7 protein-coding genes and 8 tRNA genes are annotated in these 8,392 nt (G+C 45.7%); all 15 read left to right on the top strand.

The window, feature by feature from the left end; all coding sequences use genetic code 11:
* Window positions 1–204 precede the first annotated feature (204 nt).
* Window positions 205–296, top strand: a tRNA-Ser gene (locus tag NLX78_RS24850).
* 31 nt (window positions 297–327) lie between these two features.
* Window positions 328–404 (top strand) — tRNA-Met (locus NLX78_RS24845).
* A 10-nt stretch (window positions 405–414) separates the two neighbouring features.
* A tRNA-Val gene (locus tag NLX78_RS24840) sits at window positions 415–490 on the top strand.
* A gap of 4 nt (window positions 491–494) precedes the next feature.
* A tRNA-Thr gene (locus NLX78_RS24835) sits at window positions 495–570 on the top strand.
* Window positions 571–593: 23 nt separating this feature from the next.
* Window positions 594–670 (top strand) — tRNA-Asp (locus NLX78_RS24830).
* A 78-nt stretch (window positions 671–748) separates the two neighbouring features.
* Window positions 749–821: transfer RNA gene (locus NLX78_RS24825), tRNA-Phe, on the top strand.
* 9 nt (window positions 822–830) lie between these two features.
* Window positions 831–916, top strand: a tRNA-Tyr gene (locus tag NLX78_RS24820).
* A 7-nt stretch (window positions 917–923) separates the two neighbouring features.
* A tRNA-Lys gene (locus NLX78_RS24815) sits at window positions 924–996 on the top strand.
* Window positions 997–1,155: 159 nt separating this feature from the next.
* On the top strand, window positions 1,156–2,298 hold the full coding sequence (locus NLX78_RS24810; protein WP_254351804.1) for a PucR family transcriptional regulator: 1,143 nt from the start codon (window positions 1,156–1,158) through the stop codon (window positions 2,296–2,298).
* Window positions 2,299–2,401: 103 nt separating this feature from the next.
* Window positions 2,402–3,526 carry an ABC transporter ATP-binding protein gene (locus NLX78_RS24805; RefSeq protein WP_250259927.1) on the top strand — a complete coding sequence of 375 codons (1,125 nt, stop codon included), beginning with the start codon at window positions 2,402–2,404 and terminating at the stop codon, window positions 3,524–3,526.
* Window positions 3,527–3,874: 348 nt separating this feature from the next.
* Window positions 3,875–4,813: an HPr(Ser) kinase/phosphatase gene (hprK, locus tag NLX78_RS24800; RefSeq protein ID WP_013308232.1), complete on the top strand. Its 939-nt coding sequence runs from the start codon at window positions 3,875–3,877 to the stop codon at window positions 4,811–4,813.
* A 47-nt stretch (window positions 4,814–4,860) separates the two neighbouring features.
* Complete coding sequence (lgt, locus tag NLX78_RS24795; RefSeq protein WP_061830200.1) at window positions 4,861–5,916, top strand: prolipoprotein diacylglyceryl transferase; 1,056 nt, start codon at window positions 4,861–4,863, stop codon at window positions 5,914–5,916.
* Window positions 5,913–6,566, top strand: coding sequence for a pyrophosphatase PpaX (ppaX, locus tag NLX78_RS24790; RefSeq protein ID WP_250267155.1), 654 nt, complete (start codon window positions 5,913–5,915; stop codon window positions 6,564–6,566). The genes lgt and ppaX overlap by 4 nt, the downstream gene beginning before the upstream one ends.
* Window positions 6,563–7,057 (top strand): acyltransferase, encoded by a 495-nt coding sequence (locus tag NLX78_RS24785; protein ID WP_134902363.1) that lies wholly within the window; start codon window positions 6,563–6,565, stop codon window positions 7,055–7,057. The genes ppaX and NLX78_RS24785 overlap by 4 nt, the downstream gene beginning before the upstream one ends.
* Window positions 7,058–7,203: 146 nt before the next feature.
* Window positions 7,204–8,355, top strand: a complete 1,152-nt coding sequence (locus tag NLX78_RS24780) for an acyltransferase (RefSeq protein ID WP_254351803.1) — start codon at window positions 7,204–7,206, stop codon at window positions 8,353–8,355.
* The last annotated feature ends 37 nt before the right edge of the window (window positions 8,356–8,392 follow it).

Raw genomic sequence — 8,392 nt, 5'->3', positions numbered from 1 at the left:
GGTAGATAGGTTGGGGGTGGAAGTGCAGTAATGCATGGAGCTGACCAATACTAATCGGTCGAGGGCTTATCCTAAGAATAAAACGCAAATGAGTTTCGGATCCAGTTTTCAGGGTGTAACCTTGAAATTGCGCTTGATATTCCAAATCACTTTGGTGAGTTAAAGAATAACTTGCGGAGTTTTGCTAAGCGAGTCCATTTATATGGAGAGATACCCAAGTGGCTATAAGGGGACCCTCTGCTAAGGGGTTAGACTGCGAAAGTGGTGCGAGGGTTCGAATCCCTCTCTCTCCGCCATTTAGGACAAGCTAGCGAAATATTATGTTATGGCGGTGTAGCTCAGCTGGCTAGAGCGTACGGTTCATACCCGTGAGGTCGGGGGTTCGATCCCCTCCGCCGCTACCATACATACCCAGGAGGCTTAGCTCAGCTGGGAGAGCATCTGCCTTACAAGCAGAGGGTCGGGGGTTCGATCCCCTCAGCCTCCACCATTGTGCCGGTGTAGCTCAACTGGTAGAGCAACTGACTTGTAATCAGTAGGTTGGGGGTTCAAGTCCTCTCGCCGGCACCATTTTTGAATTTTGAAAAATATAGGGAACTGTGGTGTAGAGGCCTAACATGCCTGCCTGTCACGCAGGAGATCGCGGGTTCGAATCCCGTCAGTTCCGCCATTTTTCAATTCAATAGTTTTACCGTACTAAAGTGGGAAGGGGTATCCCTCCGCACTTTATTTTTTTGTTAATGGATATGGCTCGGTAGCTCAGTCGGTAGAGCAGAGGACTGAAAATCCTCGTGTCGGCGGTTCGATTCCGTCCCGAGCCACCTTTATATGGAGGATTAGCGAAGTGGCCAAACGCATCAGACTGTAAATCTGCTCCCTTACGGGTTCGGTGGTTCGAATCCATCATCCTCCACCAGTTTTACGAGCCATTAGCTCAGTTGGTAGAGCACCTGACTTTTAATCAGGGTGTCGAAGGTTCGAGTCCTTCATGGCTCATCAGAAGTCATCAACCTATAGTTGATGGCTTTTTTTGTGTTGTTTTAAGTTATGTTTTTATATAGCTTTTTTATTTTACGGTATCGACAGGTTATAATGAGTTCATTATGTTCGCTTAGTGCTTATTCTATATTCTAAAAAAAGTGAAGTGGTGATCGCGTGACTCTGAATACAGAATGGATTCAGCAACAGCTTCAGAATATTATTCAAGCGCCTTTTACCATAGTGCCTTGGTACCCGGAAATGATGGCAGAGGGAGAGACAGCCGATTCAGTTATACCGGATAGATCGTTTGTCCATGACAACAAGCTATATTTTCCGTTTCGTGCGTCGGCAGGTGAACTGGCTGCCTTTGTGGTAGAGGCCAGATATTTGACGGATCGAGAACGGAAACTGGTAGAAGCGCTATTGGGGAACATGGAGCAGGTCTGGCAGAACGGTCCACAATTGTCGGATAACCCAGTTTATAGCGAGGAAGAGCGGATGAATCGTTTTGGACAATGGCTCATACAGCAGGCTGCCAATCTAAACAGGGAAGAAGAGGTTCCTGATGAATTGCAGCTTCGTGATTCGCTATCAGCGTGCATGGTCCCGATTTTACTGAATGGCGAGGGAACACAGGAGGGGGCTATTACTTATACGCAGCTCCATCGATTGTTCGCGAGCTATTTTGGGGGGGAAGTGCTGCTTACTCCATTGGACGAACAGTCTTGGCTGATTATGGCTAAAAAGGAGCTTTTATTAGGAGCGGACGATGAACGGGATAAAGACACTGAATCCAGGGATGCAGATTTTACGGAATCGCTGGAGGAGGTTCTTACAGCTTTTAGCTTGGGCCTATATGAGCTTATTGCGAATGAGTGGGTGGGTGTATTCCATTTGGCGGTTTCTAAGCCTTCGATCCCTTTGCAAAGTCTTCCCCAAGAGCTGAATTTGTTATGGGAGACGATACATCTGGGCAAGATTTTTCATGTAACAGAGCACATCCACTTTTCATGGGAGCTTCATTTGGAAAGGCTGTTAAACCGCATTCCCAAGGAACAACGCGTACTATTTTTAGAACAGGTAATGAAATCATCTGTCATACTGGAAGACTCAGAAACGATGGCTACATTAGATATCTTTTTTCAATTGGATTGTAATGTGAGTGAGACAGCTAAGCGTCTCTATGTGCATCGAAATACATTGATTTACCGTTTGGACAAGATCAAACAGGAGACCGGATTGGACGTGCGGACGTTTAATGATGCAGTTTTGGTCAAGCTCTATCTGCTATTGTACAAAGTGACAAAAAGGAAATAGCATCTTTGTGCAGTTTGCGAATAGCCACGCTACAAGGACTAGGGTAAGATACAAGTAAGAAATGTATTCGATTTCATAACTTGATCTTAGGGAGGCAAATGCTATGGCTGGTGTACGTTTAGAGCATATTTTCAAAAAATATCCGGGTGCAGATAAAGCTACGGTTGTTGATGTCAATTTGGACATTCGAGATAAAGAATTCCTCGTATTGGTTGGTCCCTCCGGTTGCGGGAAGTCTACTACACTTCGTATGATTGCTGGTCTGGAGGAAATTTCAGATGGTAAATTGTACATTGGGGATCGCGTTGTGAATGACGTGGCTCCAAAGGACCGCGATATAGCGATGGTATTCCAATCCTACGCCCTGTATCCGCACATGAGCGTGTACCAGAACATGGCGTTTGGTCTGAAACTGCGCAAAGTTAAGAAAGAAGAAATCGACAAGAAAGTACGCGAAGCTGCCAAAATCCTCGATATCGAGCACTTGTTGGAACGTAAACCTAAGGCGCTGTCCGGTGGTCAACGCCAACGTGTCGCTCTGGGCCGTGCGATCGTCCGCGATCCTCAAGTCTTCCTGATGGATGAGCCGCTCTCCAACTTGGATGCTAAACTTCGTGGTCAAATGCGTGCTGAAATCACTAAACTGGTTAAACGCCTTGAAACCACTTGTATCTATGTAACACATGACCAGATTGAAGCCATGACGATGGGTGATCGGATTGTAGTTATGAAGGATGGTATTATCCAACAAGCTGCATCCCCAGATGAACTGTACAACCGTCCAGTGAATCTGTTCGTTGCTGGTTTTATCGGCTCTCCTACGATGAACTTTATCACAGGTAAGCTGGTTGAAAAAGAAGGTGCATTGCATTTTACTGCGCCAGGTCTGGACCTGTTCGTACCAGAAGGTAAAGGACAGATTTTAAAAGCGAAGGGCTATATCGGCAAAGATGTGATCTTGGGTATCCGTCCTGAGGATATTCATGAAGAGCCTGTATTCTTGGAGGCTTCTCCGAATACGATCTTTACATCCACTGTGGATGTAACGGAAAATCTCGGTCATGAAATGCTGTTGTACCTGAGCGGTGCCGGAAATGATACGATTATTGCTCGTGTAGACGGACGTTCCAATACTCGTGATGGTGTCAAAGCGAAGTTGGCTGTTGATATGAACAAGGTTCATATTTTTGATAAGGAATCGGAATTGAGTATTCTGGTTGGCGAATAAAATTTGCCTCTGGAAGAGAGTCGCAGTTTTCCCCAAGCGGAGAACTGCGACTCTTTTTGTATATCGCATACGGCTACTAGCTTCGGCATTGCATTCATTGGAAAATTCCGATACGATGGGTACAATGGTACAGGTCTAGATGCAGGCAAGGTTCGTTGACAAGGGTCCTAGATGGGATCAATCCTGCTGTCGGAATAGAGTTAGCCTGGAACCATAGTGTTAAATCAAGTGGAGTGTGGATTGATGCAGTGCAGCATAGACTGGCGTTGGGCTGTTGGTTAATAGGGTAAAGCTACATAAATCAAATGACGTATAGAATCCGGTGTTGCAGATGAAGGGGAGAATACAATGGCTAAACAGGTAAAGGTATCCGAGCTTGTACAGCAGTTTCAAATGGAAGTTATTTCTGGTGAAAAAGGTCTGCGAAGACTGATCACAGTGGATGATTTGAATCGCCCAGGTCTGGAGATGGCCGGGTATTTTGAATATCATACACAGGAGCGGGTACAGCTTCTGGGAAGGTCTGAGTTGGCTTTTCTGGGGATGCTTCCTCCTGAGGAGCGTCGGGATCGGATGGAGCGTCTGTGTACAGAACTGACTCCATGCATTATCATCACACGTGGTCTGGAGGTACCAGCTGAGTTAGTGGAGGCGAGTGCAGAGCGGGATATTCCTGTACTGCGCACTAATATGGCGACGACGATTTTATCAAGCCGCATCACAGGCTTTCTCGAAAGAAAGCTGGCTCCTACGGCGACTATTCATGGTGTACTGTGTGACGTGTATGGCGTGGGAATGCTTATCACAGGAAGTAGTGGAATTGGTAAAAGTGAAACGGCGCTGGAGCTGGTTAAGCGTGGACATCGCTTGGTAGCAGATGATGCGGTAGAAATTCGGCAAACGTCCGATTTTCAGCTGCATGGTACAGCACCTGAGCTGATCCGTCATCTATTGGAAATTCGTGGCGTGGGCATTATTAATGTGATGACGCTGTTTGGTGCTGGTGCAGTTCGTAATAACAAACGGATTACATTGGTTGTCCGTCTGGAGGCATGGCAGCAGGACAAGCAGTATGACCGTCTTGGTCTTGATGAGGAAACGACACGCATTATTGATACAGATGTTCCACTGGTTACGATCCCAGTTCGTCCGGGCCGAAACTTGGCTGTTATTATCGAGGTGGCGGCGATGAACTATCGTTTGAAACAAATGGGCGTTAATGCAGCCCTGCAATTTACAAACAAGCTGACTGCTACGATTTCTGAAGATATGGAAGAGATGGATTAAGTTTGGTTTGTTCGTTTGCAAGGAAGAACGAGGAGTGAGAGAAACATATGTCAACGGCAACATTACTGCTGAATCCGATCGCTTTTTCAATCGGGGCAATCAAGGTCCACTGGTATGGGCTTATTTTGGGGCTGGCGGCGCTTGTGGGTTTATATCTCGCCATCCGTGAAGGAAAAAGATTCGGTATTCCGCAGGACTTTTTTATGGATATGCTGCTTCTGGGTGTTCCATCAGCTATTATTGGAGCGCGTATTTATTATGTAGCCTTCAAATGGGAAGACTACCGAGATAATCTATGGGATGTTTTTAAAATTTGGAATGGCGGTATTGCGATATACGGTGCCTTGATCGGGGCCATTATATGTGCGGTCATTTATTTCCGGTATAAAGGGTATAACTTCTGGCGTATCGCTGATATTTGTGCACCAGGCCTACTGATCGGTCAAGCGATTGGACGCTGGGGTAATTTTGTCAATCAGGAAGCCTACGGTGGACCGACGGAAGAGACTTTTTTGCGAAATCAACTGCATCTGCCGGACTTCATTGTGAATCAGATGAACGTTAACGGGGTGTTTCATCACCCTACATTTTTATATGAATCACTGTGGAGTATTGTAGGTGTGATTTTGCTGCTCGTCATTCGTCGTATGAAATTTGTACGTGCAGGCGAAATGTTTGCGTTTTACTTCATTTGGTACTCGATTGGTCGTTTTTTCATCGAGCGTGTACGGACGGACAGTTTGGCTTTTCAGGGACCGGATTGGCTCGCTTCCTTTGTAAATGCCCTGTGGTCTCCTATGGTATGGTTAGGGTTTGAACCAGGGCATCTGGACCCAAGTTACGGTAACGTACGGATATCACAATTGCTGCCTATTTTCATTGTGGTGGCTGCCGTGATTTTCATTTTGGTTCGTCGCCGGAAGGGCACATCTGTTGCTCGGTATAGCGATCCGATTATCTCTAGCAAAGCGGGGATTGATCAGGTACCTGACGTGACGCCAGAACAGGTATCCCGTCCAGGACAAGATGCGGTTCCTCCAACAGCTACGGCGGATAAGCTACCTAAGGAAGACACGGACGAGGACAAGAAGGAGCATCTATGATAAATACGATTTTGTTTGATTTAGACGGCACCATCATGGATACGAATGAGTTGATTATTAGCACATTTCTACACATTTTGAATCATCCGGATGCTGATCCGCTGACGCGGGAGCATATTATTCCTCATATGGGTGGAACGCTGGACGATCAACTCCGTACTTTTTCGGGATTAACGGATGTATCTGGGCTAGTTAAGGACTACCGTGCTTATAATCAGATTCATCATGATCAAATGGTGAAGCCATTTCCATATGTCATTGAGGTTATTCAGGAGTTGCGTGCGAGAGGAATTAAGCTAGGGGTTGTGACCACTAAAATACGACCATCCACGATACGTGTACTTAATCTGTTCAATCTGACTTCCTCTATGGATTATATTGTGACGGTGGACGATGTAGAGCATCCTAAGCCACACGCTGAGCCAGTCCTTAAGGCCTTAGCAGGCTTGAATGCTGAAGCAGAGCATACATTGATGGTCGGAGACAGTTCTTTTGATATTTTGTCAGCTCAGGCAGCAGGTGTGAAATCGGCTGGTGTAGCTTGGTCGCTCAAGGGCGAGGAAACTCTGCGCGGATATGGGCCTGACTACATGTTGTATGATATGCGGGATTTGCTGAAGCTGGAGCTTCAAGGTGTCAACGTATCGTGAGAAAGGTGAACCGCTATCCTGTAGAAGGTCCCAATGCGTTGTGGCAGATTTATCGGACGGTGAGCCGCTGGAAAGGCATTAAGAACTTTATTTTTATACAGATTGCCCGGTATTGTCCTGTGCTTTCTCTGAAAAACGTCATTTACCGCAGAATGCTGGGAATGAAGGTGGGGCAACATGCGGCCTTCGGCCTGATGGTGATGGTGGATGTTTTTTTTCCGGAGCATATTACGATAGGGAACAATTCGGTCATTGGATATAACACGACGATACTGGCTCACGAATACCTCATTGAGGAGTATCGTATCGGTAAAGTGGTGATTGGTGATCATGTGCTGATCGGCGCCAACACAACCATTCTGCCGGGTGTCACCATTGGTGACGGAGCTATCGTAGCGGCTGGAGCGGTCGTGCATAAAGACGTGCCCGCAGGTGCATTTGTGGGTGGCAATCCGTTGCGTGATTTAAGACGCTCTGGTGTGGATGAGTAGTAAATAGCACAATAAGGAAGGCCCCTTATGTATTAAGGGGTCTTTCTTGTGTTGTTTTTCTGTATAATAAGTGGGGTAATGCATGTTGATTATGTTTAAAAATTGATAAAAGACATATTTGCAAGGCGATATGGGAGCGTGTTGATTTGGTCAAAAAAGAACGTATACCAGAGCTTGATATTTACCGGGGAATATTAATTGCAGCCGTTGTTACCATTCATGCGACTTCAATGGCTTTAATTGATGCGCGTCATTCTCTATTGTTTTATCCTTTTCTATTTTTAAATATGTTTAGTAGCTTTGCGGTGCCAGTATTTATTTTTGTGAGCGGGTTTGTTTTATTTTACAATTATGTCGATAGGCCGCTTCGTGGTAAGAATATGCTAGTGTTTTTCCGAAAAAGACTGATGTTTATTGTGTTACCGTACGTTTTGTTTTCTCTTGTGTATTATTTGACCTTGGTAACACGCGGGCTAATGCCGCTCAGTGATCTTCCACTCGTGCTGTTAACGGGTAAGGCGTATACGCATTTGTATTATGTCATCATCATCATCCAATTTTATTTGGTCTTCCCGCTGTTGTTGTGGGGAGTGCAGCGCTTATGTCATTGGATATCGAGTCCACGGAGAGCAGCCTGTATCATTTTGGCAGTAGGGTTAGTCATTCAATGGGGGTTTGTATTGCTGAACAAATACGTTTGGCAAGAGGAAAGAGGAAGTCTTGCGATTACGTATATCAGTTATTTTGCCTTGGGCGCAGCTGTAGCGATTGGATATGAAGGGTTTAAAAAGTGGCTTTTTCCAGTGTCAGGTACAGTAATTAGACGTGGTCAGTTGATCAGTTGGTGGGGGTTGTGGGCGGCTTGGCTACTCGTGGGTATAGCTTATGTACAAATATGGTTTGTAGCATATCGCAAAGGCATCTATGCAGACTCACTGATCTATGAACTACTCCGTAATGCACATGCCCTCGTATCTGCATTAGTGTTGTTTCAGTGCTCGGTTTTATTATATCGTCATACTAATGATAGGCTGCGAATGTTAATCAGTTGGTTGGGGGCATGTTCTTTCGGTATTTATTTACTTCACCCGGCGTTACTGCGGGTGTATCGCAAGTTAGATTTGCATGGAACACCGATAGAATATATCTTCTCCGTTGCCGGTGGATGGTTGTTGGCGCTGTTTGGCTCATGGCTGATTGTGACGCTGTGTTTTCGATATGTTCCATTTGCATGGATCGGTTTGGGCACGGTTCCGAAGTTTCCTTTCCGGCGTAAAGATGAACAGGTGAATAGCTAAATATTTTGATTTGGACTGTTAGCTTAAAGCTGGCAGT

The sequence above is a fragment of the Paenibacillus sp. Lou8.1 genome (genome assembly GCF_024213565.1).
Classification (GTDB): domain Bacteria; phylum Bacillota; class Bacilli; order Paenibacillales; family Paenibacillaceae; genus Paenibacillus; species Paenibacillus polymyxa_B.
The sequence above is the reverse complement of the archived record's forward strand: the minus strand, read 5'-3'. Positions and strand labels throughout refer to the sequence as shown.

Coding starts and splice junctions, on each gene's coding strand:
- hprK (WP_013308232.1), top strand. CDS start 3,875: ATGGCTAAACAGGTAAAGGTATCCGAGCTTGTACAGCAGTTTCAAATG.
- ppaX (WP_250267155.1), top strand. CDS start 5,913: ATGATAAATACGATTTTGTTTGATTTAGACGGCACCATCATGGATACG.
- lgt (WP_061830200.1), top strand. CDS start 4,861: ATGTCAACGGCAACATTACTGCTGAATCCGATCGCTTTTTCAATCGGG.
- NLX78_RS24805 (WP_250259927.1), top strand. CDS start 2,402: ATGGCTGGTGTACGTTTAGAGCATATTTTCAAAAAATATCCGGGTGCA.